Here is a 20,129-nt window from a genome sequence, read left to right as displayed (position 1 = left end):
GCATAAATTATTTAAAGCGTTTACTTAACACTACTTTTGTACCGGTTACTTTCACTAAATTCATCGGAGGGCTTCTCATGGAAATGATCATTAAAGAAATTGTGGACGCCGAGAAAGAAGCCGAAGAAAGAATTGAAAAGGCAAAAGAAGATGCAAAGATAATAATAAACCGTGCAAAGGAAGAGGCTAAAAAAATTGAGGAGGAAATTCTAAAAGAAGCCCAAGAAAAGGCGAACTCCCTTATAGAAGCAAAAAGATCAGAAGGAGAACAGGAAGCAAAGAAGATTTTTGAAGAGGGTGAAAAAGAACTGGAGGATATAAGGATTAAGGCCACGCAAAACTTTGAGCAGGCAATTGAAGAGGCAATAAAGCTCATTAGAGGTAGATGAGAGATGTTCAAACCGGAAGAGATGGTTAAAATAGAGGTGTTGAGCCTAAACAGATATAAAGATTCCATCTTGACTTACCTCCACGAGCAGGGAGTTTTAGAGATTCGAGAAATTGATGTTAATCTTGCCCAGAAAGATGCCCCGAATGAGTTCTATAGAAAGGCCGCATCTTACAGCATCAGTCTTTCTCGTCTTATAGATTTCTTGAAATCTTATAGGGAACAGGAAACGGGTGGCATTAAAGGATTCATTTTTCCGGAATTGAGACCAAAGAAAAAGTACAAATACCGGGGAATTGAGCACCTGATAAAAGAAATCGAAAGCTTTCTTGAAAATGCTGAGCCGGAAATAAAAAGCGTTGAGGGCAAGATATCCTCTTTGAATACCGAAATAGAAAGATTAAAAACTGAAATAGAGATACTGGAACTACTTTCAACATTGGACATTGAAGTGGAATACCTCAAACCTACAAAAGGTGTGGAAATAGTTGTGGGTTTTGTTGAAAGAGACAAGTTTTTGCCCCTGATTGAAGAGGTAAAAAAGGCCCTCAACGATAGATTAGCGTATGTTTCAAGGGATTTGAAGGGGAAAGTTCTTGTTGTAGTTGCCCTTTTGAAAAAAGATTACGATAAAGCCAATCCAATTCTTGCAAAGTATTCCTTTGAAAGGATTGAAGTGCCTGAAGTAAAAGGCAAACCAAGAGATGCTATAAAAGAGCTCCAAAAAGAAATAGCGAGGCTCAATAAGGAACTGGAAGCAGCAGAAAAAGAAGCAAAAACCCTTGCTGAAAAATATCACGATGAGTTGGTTTTCTATCAAGAACTCATGGAGAACGAAAGGGAAAAAGCGAACATGCTGAGCAATTTGGTGAGAACTAACATGACCTTTGCCCTTACCGGCTGGTTGCCAAAAAAAGACGTCCCAAGAATTGTTGAGGGGCTTAACAAGATATCCCAAGGCAAAATCTATGTAAATGTAAGATCACCAACACCGGAGGAACTCGATGAAATACCTGTAAAGCTAAAGAATCCCAAAGTCATTGAACCTTTTGAAATGCTGACTGAAATGTTTGGTGTTCCAAAATATAACGAACTGGATCCCACTCCTATATTGGCCTTCACATACTCGTTTTTCTTTGGTTTCATGTTAACGGACTTTATGTACGGACTGATAATAGCAGTAGTGGCTGCATTGCTTACAATGGGACACAAAAAGCTCAATGACGGTGTTTATAAGTTCTCAAATATCCTGCTCTGGAGTGCATTTTTCACCATTGTAATGGGAATCCTCTTTGGCAGTTACTTTGGCGATGCCCTACAGAGAGCTGGAATCAACGTTCCAATGCTCTTGGACCCAATGAGAGGGGCCTTAGTGGTTTTGGGATTAGCACTGGCAATCGGTCTGTTGCACCTATTCATTGGTTACACATTGGGCTTTATAGTTAAAATGAAGAACAAAGAAACAACCAATGCAATATTGGGACCACTTCCATGGATGCTCATAATTCTGGGAGTGATTTTCCTTGCCCTTTCAATGGCAGGATTCGTGAGCATTGCCTTGGGAGAGGCCTTTTTACTGCCGGGCATTGTCCTCTTTGTAATCTCTGAGATCAGAAGTGACTTGCCAATATTGATGAGGCTATTGATGACAATCTCAGACTTCTTCGGCTTCATCGGCAACTGGCTGAGTTACGCCAGGTTAATGGCATTGGCATTGGCAACGGCTGGAATAGCGATGGTGATAAACATAATCGTGGCAATGATATGGGGTATTAAAATAGGCCCAGTGCCTCTGGGCATAGCGGTTGGTTTGGTGGTATTTATAGGAGGACATATCTTTTCAACGGCAATAAATGCTCTGGGAGCCTTTGTTCACGCTTTACGTTTGCATTATGTTGAATTTTTTGGAACGTTTTACTCAGGTGAAGGTAAGAGATTTGAGCCCTTTAAAGCTAAAAGAGAAGTATCTGAGCTTGAATTAGAGATTTAGGAGGTGTAAGGAAAATGGAGCCAGTAGTTTACGTTGCATTGGGTGCCGCACTTGCGGCAGGTATAGCTGGAGCAGCCTCTTCATTTGGTGTTGGAATTGCTGGAGCTGCAGCGGCTGGAGCAGTTGCGGAGGATGAGAAGAACTTCAGAAATGCCCTGCTTTTACAGGGTCTTCCAATGACCCAGAGCATCTATGGGTTGATAACTCTGTTCCTAATTGCTCTCGTGTCAGGTATACTTGGAGGAGGATTTAAGTTCGCCGAAACTACCACAGAAAACCTCATTAAAGCAGCCATTCTTTTGGGAGCAGGTTTGACCGTTGGACTAACCGGTCTCTCAGCAATCCCACAGGGTATAATAGCTTCAGCTGGGATTGGAGCGGTTTCAAAGAACCCCAAGACATTTACCCAAGCGATTATATTTGCCGCCATGGCCGAGACAATGGCAATATTCGGTCTCGTTGGGGCTTTAATACTCATAATCACGGGAGTTGGCTTCTGAGCCTTCTCCCTATTATTCCAAGGAGGAATCATTAATGGAAGGAGCAAGGCTAATCATCGAAGAGATCAACAGGGAGGCAGAGCTGAAAATAAAGTACATCCTAGAGGAGGCAGAAAAAAAGGCGGAAGAACTTAGAAGAGAGGCTGAAAAAAGAGCAAAAGCCAGAGCTGAGTGGATAATTAGAAAAGCTCAAGCACAGGCGGAACTTGAAAAGCAGAGAATAATCGCCAATGCAAAGCTTGAAGTTAGGAGGAAGAAGCTTGCACTTCAAGAGGAGTTGATTAACGAGGTCTTAAAGGCATTAAAGGAGAGGCTGGCTTCAATACCGGAAGGGGAATACCTTGAAGTCCTCAAAGAGTTAATTATTCCGGGGATAGAAGAACTGGGAGAAGAGAAGGTGATAGTAGCTTCAAATAAAGAGACCCTCGCTCTATTGGAAAAGCACTTGGAGGACATTAAGAAGGAGGCAAAAGAGAGGCTCGGAAAGGAAGTTGAAATAGACATAGGAACACCAATAGAGACCATCGGGGGGGTTGTAATATACAACGCCGATGGAAGCATAAGAATAGATAACACATTTGAGGCAAGAATGGAAAGATTTCAAAGCGATCTCCGCTCCATAATAGCAAAAACCCTGTTTAGGTGAGGAACGTGGAAGTTAGCACCGTAACAGCAATTCTTGACACAAGTCTGGCGGTCATATTTACATGGGTAGCCTACAAAACCGGACAAATCTTGTGGAAGTACACCCCGTATTCATACCCAAATGCTAGAATCAGGGCAATGGAGGCGAGGCTTTTCACAGAGCAGAAGTTTAATGAGTTGGCGGAATCAAAGACCCTGAATAACTTTATCATGAACCTTGAGGACACAGATTACAAGCCGTATCTAACCTCCCTTCCGGCTTTGAACTCCGAAAGCATAGATAGAGCCCTTGACAAAGCTTTGACGGACACATATGGACTTTTCTTTAAAATCCTTCCCAAAAGGACAAGAGAGTTCTTCAAACTTCTCCTCGAAGAATGGGACGTTAGGAACATCTCTTCTGCCGTCAAGGCAAAGCTAAGGGGAGAAGTTGCCAGGGATTACATAAACGAAATTGGCACAATGGTTGAAAAAGTTAAGGCCATTGCCGATGCAAAGAGCTTTGAGGAAATACTCGTTATACTCGAAGGGACGGAATACGAGGAGGCTTATCAAAAGCTCTTACTAAAGGAGATAACACCAGAGGAGTTTGAAACAGAACTTTACAAAAACCACTATCTGAAGCTCTCCAAATATGCAGCCACAAGAAAGGATGAGGAAAAGAAAATTTTGCAGGAGTTTGTGAGCTTAAAAATCGACAAGATAAACCTAAGCACGATACTTAGAGGAAAGGCATATGGCCTGGGGGCAGATAAGCTTAAAAATTCTCTGATACCCGGAGGCAAGATCAAGAGGAAGACCCTTGAGGCTCTTGCAAACATGGAAGACGTCGAGATGGTTCTGGCGGAGTTAGACTCTACAGAGTACTCGGGGATAATAAGGGAGCACAGAGAAGAGATACTGGAAGACATTTCGGCATTTGAGAGGGCATTTGACAGGTACATACTTCAAAGAATGGCGGAGCTGACGAGATTCTATCCATTGAGTATTGCAGTGCCTTTAAGCTATATTCTCCAAAAAGAAAGTGAAATAAGAAAGCTTAAAGCAATAGCAAAGCTGATAGAGGATGGTGTAAAGCCAGAGATCACAAAGAAAGTAGTAGGTGAACTGCCATGAAAATAGTGGTTCTTGGAGATAAGGACACCACACTCGGCTTTAGACTTGCAGGGGTTCACGAAGCGTACTCATTTGGAGAAACTGTGCATGAGTTAGAAAGAGCAAAAAATAAGCTAAAAGAACTCATAGAAAGGGAAGATGTTGGTTTAATTCTAATAACAGAACGGCTGGCTCAAAAGATTGAGATTCCCGATGTGACTTTCCCGATAATCCTTCAAATTCCTGATAAGTATGGATCACTCTATGGTGAGGGACAGTTGAGGGAAATCGTTAGAAAAGCCATAGGTGTGGAGATAAAGAGGTGAAAGACATGGGAAGGATAATTAGAGTTACCGGACCGTTGGTTGTGGCTGATGAGATGAGAGGCTCAAGAATGTATGAGGTTGTTAGAGTTGGAGAGCTTGGACTCATTGGGGAGATAATCAGACTGGAAGGAGACAAAGCTGTTATCCAAGTTTATGAAGAAACTGCAGGAGTTAGGCCCGGTGAACCCGTTGTCGGAACGGGAGCCTCTTTGAGTGTTGAACTTGGTCCAGGGTTGTTAACCTCAATCTACGATGGAATACAGAGACCTCTGGAGATTTTGAGAGAGAAAAGCGGCGACTTCATAGGAAGAGGACTTACCGCTCCAGCTCTTCCAAGGGACAAGAAGTGGCACTTCACGCCAAAGGTGAAAGTTGGTGATAAGGTCATTGGTGGGGACATAATTGGTGTTGTTCCAGAAACGAGCATCATAGAGCACAAAATAATGGTGCCGCCCGGAATTGAAGGCGAGATAGTGGAGATTGCCGAAGAGGGAGATTACACGATAGAAGAAGTCATTGCAAAGGTTAAAACCCCAGACGGGGAGATAAAGGAGCTTAAGATGTACCAAAGATGGCCCGTTAGAGTTAAAAGACCATACAGAAAGAAGCTCCCTCCAGAGGTCCCGCTAATTACTGGTCAGAGAACCATTGATACTTTCTTCCCTCAGGCAAAAGGGGGAACCGCTGCAATTCCAGGACCTTTCGGGAGTGGCAAAACGGTAACGCAGCACCAATTAGCCAAGTGGAGTGATGCTGAAGTTGTAGTGTACATTGGTTGTGGCGAGAGGGGAAACGAGATGACGGATGTTCTTGAAGAGTTCCCCAAGCTCAAAGACCCGAGAACAGGCAAGCCATTGATGGAGAGAACCGTTCTCATAGCAAACACATCAAACATGCCCGTTGCTGCTAGAGAGGCCTCCATTTATACGGGAATTACAATAGCAGAGTACTTCAGAGATATGGGTTATAACGTAGCTTTAATGGCAGATTCGACCTCAAGATGGGCCGAAGCTTTGAGGGAAATCTCTGGAAGACTTGAGGAAATGCCAGGTGAAGAAGGTTATCCAGCATATCTTGCTTCGAAGATAGCCGAATTCTATGAAAGGGCCGGAAGAGTGATAACGTTAGGAAGTGACGGTAGAATTGGAAGTGTCAGTGTTATCGGTGCTGTTTCACCTCCTGGTGGCGACTTAAGCGATCCTGTCGTGCAGAATACTCTAAGAGTCGTTAAGGTATTCTGGGCGTTGGATGCTGATCTGGCAAGGAGAAGGCACTTCCCGGCTATTAACTGGCTTACGAGCTATTCTCTCTATGTGGACTCTATAAAAGACTGGTGGCACAAAAATGTTGACCCAGAATGGAAGGCGATGAGAGACGAGGCAATGGCACTCCTGCAGAAGGAATCTGAGCTCGAGGAGATAGTTAGAATAGTGGGTCCGGATGCACTGCCGGAGAGAGAAAGGGCCATCCTCCTCGTGGCAAGGATGATCAGAGAGGACTACCTCCAGCAAGATGCCTTCCACGAGGTTGACACGTACTGTCCTCCAAAGAAGCAGATAACAATGATGAAGGTCATACTCAACTTCTACCACTACACAATGAGGGCAATAGACATGGGAGTTCCGGTAGAGGAAATTGCAAAGCTCCCTGTTAGAGAGGAGATAGGAAGAATGAAGTACAATCCCAACGTTGAGGAGATAGCTTCACTAATGGAGAAGACAAGAGAACAGTTTGAGGAGCTCTTTAAGAAATACGGGGAGTGATGAAAATGCCCGGAATGGAGTACTCCACAATAAGCAAGATTTACGGTCCTTTGATGATAGTTCAAGGCGTTAAAGGGGTAGCCTACGGGGAAGTTGTGGAGATAGAAGTCGAAGGTGGAGAGAAAAGAAAGGGGCAGGTGCTAGAGGCGAGAGAGGACTTAGCCATCGTTCAGGTTTTTGAGGGAACAAGAGACCTCGACGTCAAAACAACGAGGGTTAGATTCACCGGAGAAACTCTCAAAGTTCCGGTGTCAATGGACATGCTTGGAAGGGTATTCAACGGTATTGGAGAACCAATAGACGGTGGGCCTGAAATAATACCTGAAGACAGGAGAGACGTTCATGGGGCTCCTTTGAACCCTGTGGCAAGAGCGTATCCAAGAGACTTCATTCAAACAGGTATCTCAGCAATAGATGGGATGAACACCCTTGTTAGGGGCCAAAAACTTCCAATATTCAGTGGTAGCGGTTTGCCTCACAATATGCTCGCCGCTCAGATTGCGAGACAGGCTAAGGTTTTGGGAGAAGAAGAACAGTTCGCTGTTGTATTTGCCGCAATGGGTATCACATATGAAGAGGCAAACTTCTTCAAGAAGAGCTTTGAAGAGACCGGAGCAATTGAGAGGACAGTGCTATTCCTTAACCTTGCAGACGATCCAGCAATTGAAAGAATCATTACCCCGAGAATGGCCCTTACCGTTGCTGAATACCTTGCTTTTGACTATGACATGCAGGTTCTGGTCATCTTAACGGATATGACCAACTATGCAGAGGCTTTGCGTGAAATTTCAGCAGCGAGGGAAGAGGTTCCAGGAAGAAGGGGTTACCCAGGTTACATGTACACTGACCTTGCAACTATTTATGAGAGGGCCGGGAGAGTTAGAGGAAGGAAGGGAAGCATAACCCAGATGCCAATACTCACAATGCCCGACGATGACATTACCCACCCAATTCCGGATCTTACGGGATATATCACCGAGGGGCAGATAGTTTTGAGCAGGGACCTCCACAGAAAAGGTATTTACCCGCCAATTGATGTGCTCCCAAGCCTTAGCAGATTGATGAAGGACGGTATAGGGAAAGGAAGAACGAGAGAAGACCACTCCCAGCTAAGCCAGCAGCTCTACGCGGCTTATGCAGAAGGTAGGAGTCTTAGAGACCTTGTGGCGGTTGTAGGTGAAGAGGCTTTAAGTGAGACCGACAGAAAGTACCTCGAATTCGCAGACAGATTCGAGAAAGAGTTTGTTGCGCAGGGATACGATGAAGACAGGGGAATCTTTGAGACCCTAGACCTCGGATGGGATCTCTTGTCAATACTGCCGGAGTCAGAGCTCAAGAGAGTGGAGAGGAAGTACATAGAGAAGTACCATCCAAAATACAGATACTCCTCTTGACTTCTTTTATTTTGAGGTGAGCTAAATGACAAAAATACTGAAAGTCAAGCCAACCAGAATGGAGCTTTTGAGGCTAAAGAGAAGGATAAAACTGGCTGAAAAGGGGCACAAAATTCTCAAGGAAAAGCAAGATGCCCTTATTATGGAGTTCTTCACAATATACGACGAGGCTCTGGCACTGAGGAAGGAACTCAATCAGAAAATAGAGGAAGCCTTTGAACAGCTTAGATTGGCCGAGATAGACACGGGAATTGTCAGGCTCGGCGAGATAGCCCTCAGTGTAAGACCAAATAAGGAGATAGAAATTAAAAAGAGAAACATCATGGGTGTGCCGGTGCCTTTAATTGAGGCTGAAAAATTTAAGAGAGACCCCAGCGAGAGAGGCTATGCTTTTGTTTCAAGTTCTTCCAAGGTGGATATTGCATCAGAAAAATTTGAAGAAGTTCTTGAGCTGGCCATAAGGCTAGCAGAAGTGGAGGAGACACTAAAGAGGCTTGCAAAAGAGATTGAAAAAACAAAAAGAAGGGTTAATGCCTTAGAATATATCATCATTCCAAGAATGAAAGAGACTGTTAAATATATAAGTCAGCATCTGGACGAGATGGAGAGGGAAAACTTCTTCAGATTGAAGAGAGTTAAGGCTCTTCTTGAGGCTAAATCTCAGGCTTAGTTAGCTTTTTATCTTTTTATTGGGATTCCCTTCTGGTGGGACATATGACGCTTAAGTTGTTCTACATCGACCCCTACCTAAGGGAAGCCTCTGCAAAGATAATGAAGGTTGAAGTTAGAGGGAATAGAATTGGGGTATTGCTTGATAGGACAATATTTTATCCCGAAGGGGGCGGACAGCCCAGCGACAGAGGGGTAATAAAGGGCGATGGCTTTAGAATTGAGGTTGAAAAAGTTGAGGGAAAAGATGAAATCTGGCATGAAGGAAAGCTCAAAGGGAGGATTCCAAAGGAAGGGGAAGAAGTGGAGCTTGAGCTTGACTGGGAATGGAGATACGAAAACATGAGGCAACACACTGGCCAGCACATACTTTCTGCTATTTTGAAGAGGATGTACAACAGCGATACCACTGGATTTCAGATATTCCCGGAATACAACAAAATTGAGATCAATTTTGATGAGGAATTAACTTGGGCACACATCCTTGCTGCAGAGCTTGAGGCCAATGAAGTCGTTTGGGCCAACATTCCCGTGGAGGTTGAAGAATATGAGGGGCTTCCCGAAGAGATAAGATCGGCTCTCAGAAAATCCCTGCCTGAGGATATATCGGGAAAAATCCGGGTAGTGAAAATAGGAGACGTTGATTTAATCCCTTGCGGAGGAACTCACGTAAAAAATACCGGAGAAGTTGGCTTCATAAAAGTCCTCAATTTCTACAGAAAAACCAAGAACATCTGGCGTATAGAGTTTGCCTGTGGATATAGGGCCCTCATATACCTAAACAAGCTCCTGGAAGATTACTGGGAAAGTCTAAACGAAATGCCCAACAAAAACAGGCCTTTAATTGAGAGAGTGGAGGAGCTGAAGAAAGAGCTCAAAAACATCGAAAAAGAAAAACTCGAACTGAGAAGGGAGCTTTGGGAATGGAAAGGCAAGGTACTGCTTTCCAATGCCGATGAGATTAACGGGATAAAGTTAATCCCCTACATTGAGTCAATGGACATGAAAGACGCACAGGCATTTATTGTGTATCTTGTAGATAAGAACCCTAACACAGTAGTTTTGGCAGTTGGAAAAAATTACGTGATTTTTGCAAAGAACAAAGACACGGAAGGAATCTCTATGGATGAACTCCTCAGAGAAGTTCTCAAAGAAGTGGGCGGCGGTGGCGGTGGAAGTGAGATTCTAGCAAAGGGAGGGGGCTTTAAGAAAACCCCCGAGGAAGTGCTTGAAGTTGCAAGGAGAATATTAAAAGAAAAGCTAAAGAGCTAAAGCCATCTTGGCTTCAGCCCTGCCCACATTCTCATCTTTTCATGGGCTATTATCCTGGGAATGTTGCCTTTTTCTCCTGGCCCCGGGTTTTTCATGTAGAAGGCGTTAACCTCGTATACAGTCCCGAATTCCTTCCTTTCTACTGCCATTTTGCCCAATCTCACTAAATCAACTAACAGTCCGGCTAAAGCTGGACTATCGTTGATTCTTCCGGTTATCACAAGCTCGTCAACTGCTCCGTTGAAGCTGACGTATTCGATGTGCATGGCAATGAACTTTTTGTCTCCCAACGGCTCAAGGAACCCGGTTGGTTTGATGTAATGAGGAGCCTCATAGCCAAGAAGGTCTTTAACTACACTCGATTTTGTGAATTCTTTGCTTTTATTTCTCTCCTTGTCAGTTAGGGCTAAAAAGTCAGTGTTACCACCTATGTTGAATTGGGCTATGTCTTTAACGTATCTGTTCCTCTGAGCTAAGTGAGCTAAGACATCGGCCGTCAGCGGGGTTGCTCCCGTGGCCCCATCATCGCCAAAGATAACTAAGTTGTTCTCTTTGGCAAGCTCCACAAAAGCGGGGTCGTTTGCTATGAGCGTGGGAATAGCGTTTACGAAAGCTGCTCCTCCCCTTTCCTTTGCGTACAGAGCGGCGGCATAAGCGTAAACTTGAGTTGCAGTTAATCTTTCTCTCTCGTCGTTTTCAATGGCTTTTATAAGCTCTTCCTTGTTTCCAAATGGGACAAAGGCTTCGGTAGTGCAAACGTTAACTATAACGTCTGCATTAAGCCTCTTCCATTCTTCAACAAGTTTTTCAACAGCTTCCCTAAGGCTCATTTCATCCTCAAGGCCCTCCGCCTCTATGGGAAGGTTTCTTAAGCTTCTGAGATGAATTCCCTTTCTTACGATTATGTTCTTGAGGGCTTCTGGGATTTTGCCGTCCCAGTAGTTCTTCACAACCTCATATAGGGACTTGCCAATTTTGTTTTTGTCAACATCATAGCTTCCAACGATTTCTATGTCTTCGACTTTTATTGGGAGCTCGTTCTGAAGTGGAATTCCATAGTAACCAAGCTCCCCTGTTTTTATCCTTTCAACCCCAAGAGCAAAAATGCTCCCTACGTATCCTTGGCCTAGTATCACAACGCGAACCATGCTTTCATCCCCAGTATTGTTATTTTATACATATTAAATATTTTTGGTTGATAATCTTTTATTAGCATATATAACACTTTCGGTGATGCACATTTGAAGGATGCTGTGGCAATAGGGAAGGCACTTGAAAGCAACGGGGTAAGTAAAGTAAAATTCTCCGCGTGGAGTCTGGAAACCCCAACAGCGTGATGAGAGTTTATGGGATTGTAGGAGGTGAGAGAAGAATAAACAAAGTTTGGGAAGAAAATGGGGTTAACGTGAGGATAACAATAACGGATACACACTATGTTGCCTCTTTCCAAGATGCCTATCAAGAATATCTCAGCAAACAGCCCCTAGGACAAGCGGGGGATTTCTTCGTGAACTCTTACGTATTCTTACCGACCCTTGCAGACGGGGGTTACATTCTTGATATAACCGAATATGCAAACGCATACAAAAATGTGAGAGAGGACTTCTATCCCTCACTTATTGAGGCATCAAAATTCAACGGGAAGCTTTACGGCTTGCCACAAGACACGGAAGCTGGGCCCCTATACATAAGAAAAGATGTTGCGGCAAAAATCGCCTCTTGAGCTCAGAAAAGCTCCTAGAGAAGAGATAGAGAAAAAAGTGAGAGAAGTTGCGAAAATGCTTCACATATATCATCTCCTAGACAGATACCCCCGGCAGCTCAGTGGTGGTCACCAGCAGAGAGTTGCGATAGCTAGGCACTTGTTAAAGAGCCCGATGTTCTGTTACTTGATGAGCCTTTGAGTAATTTGGATGCTCTCCTACTTTTGATTGATGTATCCATAAGATTATTATTTTAGCAAAATGTTTTTATACTACTTTTGCTTATAGTATTGTTGAAGACCTTGTTTGGGGGAAAGGGGGCGAATGCAAAGGTGTTTTTGAGTAGTTTTGCTTTTGCTGGGCAGTTTCAAGAAGTTAAGGACTTGCAAGTTCCAGTTAGCTCTGGGGCTTGCAGTTCTTGCCAAGATTTTGATGTTGATAAGGCTTTGAGTGAGATTAACTTAAAAATTGAGAACTTAACAAGAGTGATTAATCAGAAAGAGGAGGAATTACAGGAGTTGTATCAGAAAGCTCGAGTTTTTTCAACTAATGAGACTTGGAACAGAATCTTAATGCTTGAAACTGAATTAGCGTATGAAAGGGCCGACTTGCTCTTCTACCAAGCCTTTGCGGCAACTGATGATCCAAGAGAATACCATTGGAAAACAATATGGCCATGAGGTGAAAGCTATGAGAAAAAAAGTTTTGCTTGCTTTTCTATTCCTTTTTTTCGCTGTTATTGCTTCAAGTCTATTTCTCAACCCCACTTCTGAACTCTCCCCAGTAGACATCGCTCCCGAAGAACTGTTGGTTAAAACTGAGGAGTATTATTTAATAGAAATCAAAGAGACAGCTCCGATAATTGTTGATGACAGGATGATCCCCCGGGTAAGTGTTGTTATCAAAAGCAGATCTTTTAATAAAAGTCTATTGAATTTTACGTTTAAAACCCCTCAAGCAGGGTATAAGTTCTTTAGCGAGGGGATTTTTCTTTATGGTTACTACTCCAAATGGGATGCTGGACTTAGGAGTGAGGCGGTGTTTTTGGACTACAATTTAACCCCTAAGTGGTGGAAGGTTTATGAGTACAATGTTTCATCATATGAACTCCTTTATTTCAATCCAAAAACAGCACAAGAATACAAAAACTATATTCTGATGCTTGGAAGTGTAACAAGAGGCTTCGATAAAATCAAAGGAATAATCTTTTTCAACAAAACCAATGGAGAGTTTGTTAGGATTTTCCCAGCCGAAGGATTTGAGTTGCTGGTGGTAAATGAAAAGGCTTATATGCTCAGTTCAAGGGAGAATGAATACTACCTAACCCTATACGATTTGGAGACAGGGAAGTCTATAAAATCGATTGAGGCAAATATGGAGATAACTCCCCAGCCGATCGATCCGTTTACTGGAATTAGCATAGAGTTCATTGGAGGAGAAAACTATTTTGCCTTGTTTTTTAGTGAGATTTTGGCTGGAAATGGAATTTACCAGAAACTCTGTGTTTACAGTTTGGATCTGAAACTCATTGATTGTGTGGAGTTTAAGAGCCATAATCCTCAGGACAAAAATAGAATAGCAAAGGCTATGTTTGCTGGTGATTACCTGATACTCGAAAGAAACAGTAGAAGAAAAGAAGTTTACAGAGTGTGTAGAGATTAAGCTTTAGCTCTCACCAATACTGTTTTCTGTTATCCATTAGCTTATCCTAAGGGTGTCCTCTCTAATTTTCCAAAATTTTTTAAATACACTCTCCAATTATCTTAAAACATGAAAAGAGGAATAGAAATGAGGGTTGCAGTACTTTTCTCTGGAGGAAAGGATTCAACATATGCCCTTTACTGGGCATTAAAGGAAGGTTTTGAGGTTAAATATCTTGTAAGTATGCATTCTGAGAGTGATGAAAGTTATATGTACCATGTTCCAAACATTCACCTCACAGAGCTCCAAGCAAGGGCCGTTGGAATTCCTCTCATAAAGGGATTTACAAAAGGAGAGAAGGAGAAAGAAGTTGAGGACTTGAAAAGGGTTCTTGAAGGACTGAAAATAGATGGAATCGTTGCAGGGGCACTGGCAAGTCAATACCAAAAAGAAAGGGTTGAAAGAGTGGCTCAGGAGTTAGGAATCAAAGTATTTGCTCCGTTCTGGGGAGTTGATCCAGAAGAATATATGAAAACCCTGATTCAAGAGGGTTTTGATGTCGTTATAGTTGGAGTCTCAGCTTATGGCCTGGATAAAACGTGGTTAGGAAGGAAAATAGATGGAAAGGCCCTTGAGGAATTGAAAACACTTAACGAAAAGTATAAAGTGCACATAGCTGGTGAAGGAGGAGAATTCGAGACTTTTGTCAGGGATGCACCATTCTTTAGTGCAAAAGTTGTTTTTGACGAAGTTGAAAAGATATGGGATGAATACACCAGTTCGGGAGTGTTGATAGTCAAGAAGGCTCACTTAGAACCGAAAGGGTGAAAGATATGAGAATAGTCTCTGCAGATACTGGGGGAGCAGTGTTGGATGAAAACTACAATCCAATTGGTTTGATAGCAACTGCAGCTGTTTTGGTGGAGAAGCCGTATAGAACAGCGACACTGAGCATCGTAAAGTACTCCGATCCTTTTGACTATGACCTTAGTGGAAGGAAAGCGCTGAGGGATGAGGCTTTTCTGGCATTAAAGCTTGCAAGAAAAGTAAAGCCGGATGTTATTCATTTAGACTCCAGCCTTGGGGGAATAGAGGTCAGAAAACTCGACGATCCAACTATAGATTCATTGAGGATTTCTGATAGAGGAAAAGCCATATGGCATGAGCTGAGCAAAGATCTACAGCCGTTGGCTAAGAGATTTTGGGAAGAAACCGGGGTTGAGATCTTGGCTATAGGGAAAGAAAGTGTTGCTGTCAGAATAGCGGAGCTTTATGCCGGGATTTATTCCGTGAAGTGGGGAATTGAGTATGCAATGGGAGAGGGCTTTGTGAGGATTGGGCTTCCGAGATACATGAGTGTCGAGATAAACGGAACTAGAATATTGGGAAAGAGCCTTGATCCGCGAGAAGGAGGCCTCTACGGAGAGATACCTATAGAGAATGGAGATTTCGAATGGCAAGTTTATCCGAACCCTATAGCGAGAACATTTATGGTTTTTGAGGTTGAAATCTAAAGATATTCGATTTTCTCAGTTTTTCTTCGAACTATAAGTTTTATAGGCTTAAAACGAAGAGATTGTGGTGGTGAGCATGGAAATTGCTAAATCAAGCTCCTCAATGATTGTGACGTCACCAAATAAGAAACTCCTTATTGGAAACGAAGCAATCGCATATGGAGCACTTGAAAGCGGCATCTCTTTTGCAACCGGCTATCCTGGAACGCCGTCTACTGAAGTTATTGAAACAATAGCGAGATTAAATCCCGAAATCTTCGCTGAATGGGCACCAAATGAGAAAGTAGCACTTGAAGAAGCCGCGGGAGTTGCTTATACGGGTCTTAGAGCACTTGTAACGATGAAGTGTGTGGGACTTAACGTTGCTGCTGACCCTCTAATGAGTCTCGCTTATTCTGGTGTGGAAGGGGGGCTCGTTATTTTAGTTGCCGATGACCCCGGGCCGCATACCTCTCAAACGGAGCAGGATGATAGATATTATGGAAAACTTGCCTTACTACCCGTTTTGGAGCCTGCAGATGTTCAAGAGGCCCATGATTTGATAAAGTATGCATATGAATTAAGTGAGAAGTACAAGGTGCCGGTTATTTTCAGAACAACTACCAGAGTTAACCACACAACCGCCGATGTAGAGGTAGGAGAGTTCGTTAAGCTCAACAGGGAACCAAAGTTTAAGAAGGATATTCAGAGATACGTAAGAGCCTCTATGAAGGGCAATCTTGAGAGACATAAATGGCTGAACAAAACACTGAAGGAAATTGAGGCTGAATTTGAAGGCTTAAGATTTAACTGGATTGAAGGAGAAGGTGAAATCGGGATTATAGCTGAGGGAGCGCCCTATAATTACGTGAAGGAAGTTGTTTCAAAGCTTGGAGAGAAATTTAAGGTTCTTAAGATTTCAACTCCCCATCCCCTGCCAAGGAAACTTGTTGTTGAGTTCCTAAAAGGGGTCAAAAAGGCAATAGTTGTGGAAGACGGTGCGCCGTTTTTGGAGGAAGAGGTGAAGATAGTAGCCTACGAAGAGGGGATAAGAGTCCCTATATACGGCAAACGTACTGGTCATCTACCTTTAGAGGGCGAGCTAACCCCCAGATTAGTCAGGAATGCACTCTTAAACCTTCTTGGTAAGGAAGGAGAAGAATACATGAAGCCTAAAGAGGTTGAGGAAGCTGAAAACTTGGCTCCATCAAGGCCCCCTACAATGTGTCCTGGTTGTCCACATAGGGGATCCTACAGGGCGTTACTTGATGCTCTCAGGGAATTGAAGTTCAAAAAAGATGAACTTCCAATCCACGGCGATATAGGATGTTATGCTTTATCTTTACTCCCGCCATTGGAGGCCATATGGACAGAATACGTTATGGGTGCCAGCATAAGTCTCGCAAATGGTCAGAGCATAGCTATGGGCAAGAAAATAATAGCCACCATAGGGGATTCTACGTTTTTCCACAATGGACTGCAGCCATTAGTGGATGCGGTTTATAAAAACTTAGATGTTTTGGTTATGATACTCGACAACAGGACAACTGCGATGACAGGACACCAACCGCATCCGGGAACGGGAGGAAGCGAGACGGGAAGGAAGTTCAACGAGATTGACATTGAAGCTCTTGTGAAAGCGTTGGGTGTGAAGTACGTAAAGACAGTTGACCCATACGACTTAAAAGCCACCAAAGAGGCCATAAAAGAGGCAATGCAAGTTAAAGGACCGGCGGTGATAATAGCAAGGAGAGAATGCATAATTCCAGTGCTGAGGAGAGGGGAAATTGGGGATATTCCAATAGTCTTAGAGGATAAATGCACAGGATGTAAAGCGTGTGCGTTATTAACTGGCTGTCCGGCACTCGTATTTGATGGTGAAGCGGGAAAGATGAAAATTGACTCCCTCATCTGCACTGGCTGTGGGCTTTGCGAGCAGCTCTGTCCCTTCGATGCGATAGTTTATCCAAGCAAGAGGTGATTCTATCTTCTTTTATACCATTTATCATCGTAGAAGTATTTTCCATGGGCTTTTGCATATGCCTCGGAGGATCTTCTCCACACTATAAAACCATAAGCCGCTGCCACTATGATAAACATAAGCCCAACTTCGAGTCCATACGTTTTTATCAATCTTGCAATTCCAAGGGCAGGTATTGCAAAGAGCCCAATGATAACTGCTGCCATTATCCCGAGAAGGATTTTGTATCCGTATCTTTCCATAAACAGATCAAAGTCCACATGGACCCCCTAATATTAACTTTTTCAATCAACTTTAAATAATTTGACCTGATTATTATCAACGGTGTGAAGGATGAAGATAAAAGAACTGTTGGAGTTAGTCGATGAGGTAATAGCCAATGTAAAGATAGCTATAGTCAGTAACAAGCAGAGGATTTTTGAGAGTCCTCATACTTCTTGGGAGTTCACTAAGCGATCTCTTGAGCTGGAGGATGAGCTGGATAGATTAAACAAAATAAAGGACTACCTATCGTCATTTGAACCGGAGGAAGATGCTGAGAAGAAGTTTTCAAAGGAAGAACTGAAAGAGCTGTTGGAATACTTAAGGCTTCTGAGAGAGATGAGGACTCATGAATTTTAAAGAAATTGAAGAAAAGGCAATCAAATTTAGGGATGAACGTCTCTGGAAAAAGTATCATACTCCGAAAAATCTTGCAATTTCTCTTGTTGTTGAAGTTGGGGAGCTCTTAGAGTACTTTCAATGGGAAACCGATAAAGAGATCATTGAAAAGGTCAGAGACCCTTCGAAAAAAGAGAAAATTGCTGATGAGATTGCCGATATAATAATATACCTTGCTCTTCTCGCACATGAGCTTAATATTGACCTGGACAAAGCGGTTGAAAGAAAACTGAAGAAGAACGAAGAGAAATACCCTGCAAAAGTAATAAGGGTGGAAGAGATTGTTAAAGAGCTTGGGGGAGAGATTATAAAGCCGAAAGGAGAAGTAAAAACCGTGGAACAGGTTGTCAAGCTCTTGGACGTTAAACCTGAAAACATAATCAAATCTCTCGTTTTCATTGTAAATGAAAGCGAATCCATTCTGGTCATAGTCGATGGAAAATCGAAGGTAAGCTTGGAGAAGCTGAGAAAGATTTTTGGAAACGTCAGAATGGCAAGTCCAAAGGAAGTAGAAAAGATAACTGGCTATAAAATCGGTGAAGTTCCTCCAGTGGGAGTTCCTATAAATACTGTGGTGGATAAGAGAGTTATTGAGAAGGAATTTGTAATCGGCGGAGGAGGGAGGATAGACAGGTTAAGCAGGTTGAATCCAAAGAAAATCGTGGAGTTTCAAAAGGCTGAAGTTTTAGATGTGAGTGAATAACCTCTTTAGGGTGTCTTTTTCTTCAAAAGTGAGCCTGTTTTTGACCCATTTTTCCTTTAGGCTTAAATTTTCATCTTCAACGTCCAAAACTGCCTTTCTTACTCCCCCTCGTGGGAAATTAGTGTCTCCTTTATACCTCGGTATCACATGGACATGAATGTGAGCCACCGTTTGACCAGCCGCTTCTCCAAGGTTTATCCCAACGTTGAAGCCGTCCGGCTTTAGAGCTTCACTTAGCTTTTCAATTGCCAGCTCTACCCCTTTCATTATGGCCTGCTTCTCTTCTTCTTTAAGTTTCCGCCAGTCTTCAATATGCCTTTTTGGAACTATAAGGAGATGTCCCCTATTCGCGGGAAAAGAGTCTATAAGAATCCTTATATTCTCGTTTTCATAGAGCAAAACTTCTTCAGGTGGGTTGCAGAATGGACAGTCCATGTGCTCACCTCAACGTTATAAGGAAAAAAGAATTAAAAATTTGTGGCAGATGATGAGCTTGGCCGCTTCCGAGAGATGAGGACAAATCTCGGTGCTGATGCCTATTTCAGGAACTCGACTGCTTTGTCTATGTCATTCTTATATGCCCTTATGTACCTTCTGCAGGCATTTTCCCATGTGAATTCGGCAGTCCTTTTCTTTCCATTCTGGCGCATTTTTTCAATTATCCGGGGACTCTCTTCTCTGAGCTTAGCCATCATTATAATTGCCTGAGCAAGGGCACTTGGATCTCTTGGAGGAACAAGTAATCCGGTGGCATTTTCTTCGTCTTCATCCAAGCTTATTATAGTGTCCTTTATTCCACCAACAGCTGATCCAATGGGAATTGCTCCCAGACACATGGCCTCCATCTGAACTAAGCCGAAGGGCTCAAAGTAGGAAGGCACTATAACAAAATCAACGCTGCCATAGAGCTCCCTTGTGAACTCTCTTTTCAGCATTTGAGTAAGTACTTTAACGTTTTCTGGATATTTTGCTCCTAATGCATGAGCCCAGCTTTCAAGCTCGGGATCCCCTTTCCCAATGATCAGGAAGCGCATTTTTGAAAACTCAGAGGCATAACTTTGGGCAATAAGTTCAATGGCTCTTAAAAGTGTGTCAACACCTTTCTGTCCTCTGTCGAATCTGCCAATGAACATGAAGGCAATTCCATCGCTCAGTCCTAAGCCCTCAAGAATTTTTCTTCTCCTCTCTTCCCTCGGTAGCTCTTTGTTTTCCAGTAATTCCTCGTTCCAGAAATCGCATGCTATCCCATTGTAAACATAGGTGGCCTTTCCTTCAAAGTTCTTGTAAAAGCCCCACTCCTCCCAGAGATAGCTTCTGCTTACGGTCGTCACTACATCGGCTATATAAGCACCCACGTACTCTGGGTCTATATCGGGATAAGGGGCTAACTCGCCGAGATGGGCTTCGTGGAAGTAATGAGCCGGAACTTTGGATTTGTTGAGCCTGTGAATTGTGAAGACTGCTGGAATCTGGAAGTACTTTTTAATTAAAGCCCCGGCAAAGACGGTATGCCAGTCGTGGAAATGCAACACATCTGGTTTTCCTTCATTCTCTATCAAATAGTTCAGCAGACCAACACTTGCCTTTCCAAACTGCATGGCTTTGCCCAGCATTCCCTCCCATCCTGGACCGTAGACGTCTTTGTTGTCAAGCAAGTTGCTGCTTAGGGCGAATATTCTAACGCCGTTTTGAACCCTTTCGTATATGGTTACCTTTTCTTTGCCCCCGTAGACATTGATATCAAACTCGAGAAGTTTTTTTCCATCGATATGGCCGTGAGAAGGCGTAAAGACCCAGACTTCGTTGTTGAGCTTTGCTAAAGTTTCTGCGATGCTTGTGATAGCCTCCGCAAGTCCGCCAACTTTCACCGGCAAGTACTCGAATCCAAGCATTAGTATTTTCACAT

The 20,129-nt window shown here is 43.1% G+C and carries 21 protein-coding genes and 2 pseudogenes; 19 read left to right on the top strand and 4 right to left on the bottom strand.

Annotated elements, in window-relative coordinates:
• The first annotated feature begins 77 nt into the window (after positions 1-77).
• From ADU37_RS09100 to ADU37_RS09055, 10 genes are read left to right on the top strand one after another with little or no spacing between them, the layout of a single operon-like run.
• Positions 78-389 carry a V-type ATP synthase subunit H gene (locus ADU37_RS09100; RefSeq protein WP_058947283.1) on the top strand — a complete coding sequence of 104 codons (312 nt, stop codon included), beginning with the start codon at positions 78-80 and terminating at the stop codon, positions 387-389.
• Positions 390-392: 3 nt separating this feature from the next.
• Positions 393-2,378, top strand: a complete 1,986-nt coding sequence (locus ADU37_RS09095) for a V-type ATP synthase subunit I (protein ID WP_058947282.1) — start codon at positions 393-395, stop codon at positions 2,376-2,378.
• A 14-nt stretch (positions 2,379-2,392) separates the two neighbouring features.
• Positions 2,393-2,878, top strand: coding sequence for an ATP synthase subunit K (locus ADU37_RS09090; protein ID WP_058947281.1), 486 nt, complete (start codon positions 2,393-2,395; stop codon positions 2,876-2,878).
• 34 nt (positions 2,879-2,912) lie between these two features.
• Positions 2,913-3,524 carry a V-type ATP synthase subunit E gene (locus ADU37_RS09085; protein WP_058947280.1) on the top strand — a complete coding sequence of 204 codons (612 nt, stop codon included), beginning with the start codon at positions 2,913-2,915 and terminating at the stop codon, positions 3,522-3,524.
• Positions 3,525-3,529: 5 nt separating this feature from the next.
• On the top strand, positions 3,530-4,639 hold the full coding sequence (locus ADU37_RS09080) for a V-type ATP synthase subunit C (RefSeq protein ID WP_058947279.1): 1,110 nt from the start codon (positions 3,530-3,532) through the stop codon (positions 4,637-4,639).
• Positions 4,636-4,944, top strand: coding sequence for a V-type ATP synthase subunit F (locus ADU37_RS09075; RefSeq protein ID WP_058947278.1), 309 nt, complete (start codon positions 4,636-4,638; stop codon positions 4,942-4,944). Before ADU37_RS09080 ends, ADU37_RS09075 begins: the two co-directional genes overlap by 4 nt.
• Before the next feature lie 5 nt (positions 4,945-4,949).
• Entirely contained in the window at positions 4,950-6,707 is a 1,758-nt protein-coding gene (locus ADU37_RS09070; RefSeq protein ID WP_058947277.1) for an ATP synthase subunit A, read from the top strand.
• A gap of 5 nt (positions 6,708-6,712) precedes the next feature.
• Complete coding sequence (locus ADU37_RS09065; RefSeq protein WP_058947670.1) at positions 6,713-8,101, top strand: ATP synthase subunit B; 1,389 nt, start codon at positions 6,713-6,715, stop codon at positions 8,099-8,101.
• 25 nt (positions 8,102-8,126) lie between these two features.
• The gene (locus tag ADU37_RS09060) at positions 8,127-8,771 is read left to right on the top strand and encodes a V-type ATP synthase subunit D (RefSeq protein WP_058947276.1); all 645 of its coding nucleotides are present in this window, start codon (positions 8,127-8,129) and stop codon (positions 8,769-8,771) included.
• 44 nt (positions 8,772-8,815) lie between these two features.
• On the top strand, positions 8,816-10,042 hold the full coding sequence (locus ADU37_RS09055) for a DHHA1 domain-containing protein (RefSeq protein ID WP_058947275.1): 1,227 nt from the start codon (positions 8,816-8,818) through the stop codon (positions 10,040-10,042).
• Here ADU37_RS09055 and ADU37_RS09050 read toward each other — a convergent pair.
• Positions 10,039-11,190 (bottom strand): inositol-3-phosphate synthase, encoded by a 1,152-nt coding sequence (locus ADU37_RS09050; RefSeq protein ID WP_058947274.1) that lies wholly within the window; start codon positions 11,188-11,190, stop codon positions 10,039-10,041. The genes ADU37_RS09055 and ADU37_RS09050 overlap by 4 nt on opposite strands.
• Before the next feature lie 96 nt (positions 11,191-11,286).
• Here ADU37_RS09050 and ADU37_RS09045 point away from each other — a divergent pair.
• The 7 genes and pseudogenes from ADU37_RS09045 to iorA form a co-directional block, all read left to right on the top strand.
• Positions 11,287-11,756, top strand: a pseudogene (locus ADU37_RS09045) (extracellular solute-binding protein); the annotation flags it as partial.
• A 1-nt stretch (position 11,757) separates the two neighbouring features.
• A pseudogene (locus tag ADU37_RS11110) lies at positions 11,758-11,972 on the top strand (ATP-binding cassette domain-containing protein); the annotation flags it as partial.
• 66 nt (positions 11,973-12,038) lie between these two features.
• Complete coding sequence (locus ADU37_RS09040; RefSeq protein ID WP_144433252.1) at positions 12,039-12,425, top strand: hypothetical protein; 387 nt, start codon at positions 12,039-12,041, stop codon at positions 12,423-12,425.
• 10 nt (positions 12,426-12,435) lie between these two features.
• Positions 12,436-13,407: a hypothetical protein gene (locus ADU37_RS09035; protein WP_058947271.1), complete on the top strand. Its 972-nt coding sequence runs from the start codon at positions 12,436-12,438 to the stop codon at positions 13,405-13,407.
• Positions 13,408-13,533: 126 nt separating this feature from the next.
• Positions 13,534-14,214, top strand: a complete 681-nt coding sequence (locus ADU37_RS09030) for a TIGR00289 family protein (protein ID WP_058947270.1) — start codon at positions 13,534-13,536, stop codon at positions 14,212-14,214.
• Positions 14,215-14,219: 5 nt separating this feature from the next.
• Positions 14,220-14,900, top strand: coding sequence for a DUF4152 family protein (locus ADU37_RS09025; RefSeq protein WP_058947269.1), 681 nt, complete (start codon positions 14,220-14,222; stop codon positions 14,898-14,900).
• A 76-nt stretch (positions 14,901-14,976) separates the two neighbouring features.
• Positions 14,977-16,860 carry an indolepyruvate ferredoxin oxidoreductase subunit alpha gene (gene iorA, locus ADU37_RS09020; protein WP_058947268.1) on the top strand — a complete coding sequence of 628 codons (1,884 nt, stop codon included), beginning with the start codon at positions 14,977-14,979 and terminating at the stop codon, positions 16,858-16,860.
• A 2-nt stretch (positions 16,861-16,862) separates the two neighbouring features.
• On the opposite strand, the gene ADU37_RS09015 is transcribed toward iorA, so the two are convergent.
• Entirely contained in the window at positions 16,863-17,120 is a 258-nt protein-coding gene (locus tag ADU37_RS09015) for a hypothetical protein (RefSeq protein ID WP_058947267.1), read from the bottom strand.
• A gap of 73 nt (positions 17,121-17,193) precedes the next feature.
• On the opposite strand from ADU37_RS09015, the gene ADU37_RS09010 reads away from it, so the two are divergent.
• Both ADU37_RS09010 and ADU37_RS09005 read left to right on the top strand, forming a co-directional pair.
• The gene (locus ADU37_RS09010) at positions 17,194-17,481 is read left to right on the top strand and encodes a hypothetical protein (RefSeq protein WP_058947266.1); all 288 of its coding nucleotides are present in this window, start codon (positions 17,194-17,196) and stop codon (positions 17,479-17,481) included.
• The gene (locus tag ADU37_RS09005; RefSeq protein WP_058947265.1) at positions 17,471-18,223 is read left to right on the top strand and encodes a YbaK/EbsC family protein; all 753 of its coding nucleotides are present in this window, start codon (positions 17,471-17,473) and stop codon (positions 18,221-18,223) included. The genes ADU37_RS09010 and ADU37_RS09005 overlap by 11 nt, the downstream gene beginning before the upstream one ends.
• Here ADU37_RS09005 and ADU37_RS09000 read toward each other — a convergent pair.
• Positions 18,206-18,658, bottom strand: a complete 453-nt coding sequence (locus ADU37_RS09000) for an HIT family protein (protein WP_058947264.1) — start codon at positions 18,656-18,658, stop codon at positions 18,206-18,208. The genes ADU37_RS09005 and ADU37_RS09000 overlap by 18 nt on opposite strands.
• A 101-nt stretch (positions 18,659-18,759) precedes the next feature.
• Complete coding sequence (locus tag ADU37_RS08995; RefSeq protein WP_058947263.1) at positions 18,760-20,127, bottom strand: glycogen synthase; 1,368 nt, start codon at positions 20,125-20,127, stop codon at positions 18,760-18,762.
• Positions 20,128-20,129 lie beyond the last annotated feature (2 nt).

The sequence above is a fragment of the Thermococcus sp. 2319x1 genome (assembly GCF_001484685.1).
Lineage (GTDB): Archaea > Methanobacteriota_B > Thermococci > Thermococcales > Thermococcaceae > Thermococcus_A.
The sequence above is the reverse complement of the archived record's forward strand: the minus strand, read 5'-3'. Positions and strand labels throughout refer to the sequence as shown.

What these genes read in the sequence shown, in the direction of transcription:
- ADU37_RS09055 (WP_058947275.1), top strand. Translation starts at nt 8,816, where the DNA reads ATGACGCTTAAGTTGTTCTACATCGACCCCTACCTAAGGGAAGCCTCT.
- ADU37_RS09000 (WP_058947264.1), bottom strand. Translation starts at nt 18,658, where the DNA reads ATGGACTGTCCATTCTGCAACCCACCTGAAGAAGTTTTGCTCTATGAA.
- ADU37_RS09085 (WP_058947280.1), top strand. Translation starts at nt 2,913, where the DNA reads ATGGAAGGAGCAAGGCTAATCATCGAAGAGATCAACAGGGAGGCAGAG.
- ADU37_RS09010 (WP_058947266.1), top strand. Translation starts at nt 17,194, where the DNA reads ATGAAGATAAAAGAACTGTTGGAGTTAGTCGATGAGGTAATAGCCAAT.
- ADU37_RS09035 (WP_058947271.1), top strand. Translation starts at nt 12,436, where the DNA reads ATGAGAAAAAAAGTTTTGCTTGCTTTTCTATTCCTTTTTTTCGCTGTT.
- ADU37_RS09100 (WP_058947283.1), top strand. Translation starts at nt 78, where the DNA reads ATGGAAATGATCATTAAAGAAATTGTGGACGCCGAGAAAGAAGCCGAA.
- ADU37_RS09065 (WP_058947670.1), top strand. Translation starts at nt 6,713, where the DNA reads ATGCCCGGAATGGAGTACTCCACAATAAGCAAGATTTACGGTCCTTTG.
- ADU37_RS09090 (WP_058947281.1), top strand. Translation starts at nt 2,393, where the DNA reads ATGGAGCCAGTAGTTTACGTTGCATTGGGTGCCGCACTTGCGGCAGGT.
- ADU37_RS09050 (WP_058947274.1), bottom strand. Translation starts at nt 11,190, where the DNA reads ATGGTTCGCGTTGTGATACTAGGCCAAGGATACGTAGGGAGCATTTTT.
- ADU37_RS09060 (WP_058947276.1), top strand. Translation starts at nt 8,127, where the DNA reads ATGACAAAAATACTGAAAGTCAAGCCAACCAGAATGGAGCTTTTGAGG.
- ADU37_RS09095 (WP_058947282.1), top strand. Translation starts at nt 393, where the DNA reads ATGTTCAAACCGGAAGAGATGGTTAAAATAGAGGTGTTGAGCCTAAAC.
- ADU37_RS09005 (WP_058947265.1), top strand. Translation starts at nt 17,471, where the DNA reads ATGAATTTTAAAGAAATTGAAGAAAAGGCAATCAAATTTAGGGATGAA.
- iorA (WP_058947268.1), top strand. Translation starts at nt 14,977, where the DNA reads ATGGAAATTGCTAAATCAAGCTCCTCAATGATTGTGACGTCACCAAAT.
- ADU37_RS09025 (WP_058947269.1), top strand. Translation starts at nt 14,220, where the DNA reads ATGAGAATAGTCTCTGCAGATACTGGGGGAGCAGTGTTGGATGAAAAC.
- ADU37_RS09075 (WP_058947278.1), top strand. Translation starts at nt 4,636, where the DNA reads ATGAAAATAGTGGTTCTTGGAGATAAGGACACCACACTCGGCTTTAGA.
- ADU37_RS09070 (WP_058947277.1), top strand. Translation starts at nt 4,950, where the DNA reads ATGGGAAGGATAATTAGAGTTACCGGACCGTTGGTTGTGGCTGATGAG.
- ADU37_RS09030 (WP_058947270.1), top strand. Translation starts at nt 13,534, where the DNA reads ATGAGGGTTGCAGTACTTTTCTCTGGAGGAAAGGATTCAACATATGCC.